This is a genomic window from Streptococcus sp. 1004_SSPC, from assembly GCF_001069025.1.
Lineage (GTDB): Bacteria > Bacillota > Bacilli > Lactobacillales > Streptococcaceae > Streptococcus > Streptococcus vestibularis.
The window spans coordinates 1-337 of sequence record NZ_JWGQ01000056.1; the positions used below are offsets into that span (position 1 = coordinate 1).

Consider the following 337-nt stretch of genomic DNA (forward strand, 5'->3'; position numbering starts at 1 on the left):
TAACAATCGACACTACATTTCTGAAAAAGTGGTGTCTGTTGATTATGCTCGACCAAGCGGTGTCCTTACGATTGAAAACAATAACACTGCAACAGGTACCTTTGATGCTGTTGTCCGTAATATTGTTGCTCCTACAGGTTTGAAAGAGGTTCTTGTGCCATCGTGGAGTCTGGCTGGTGGTCAAGATGACCTTATCTGGCATAAGGCAACTAAGCAAAGTGATGGTAGCTATCGTGTAACTATAAAGGCAAGTGAGCATAAGGGTAATAAAGGAAATTACCGTGCAGATGCCTATATCGTGGACAACTCTAACAATCGACACTACATTTCTGAAAAA

General features: G+C 41.5%; 1 protein-coding gene. It reads left to right on the plus strand.

Annotated features, from left to right (window positions below):
• Positions 1 to 337 (plus strand): GBS Bsp-like repeat-containing protein (locus tag ADF62_RS04430; protein ID WP_048788190.1); only part of this gene is annotated, 337 nt, incomplete at both ends.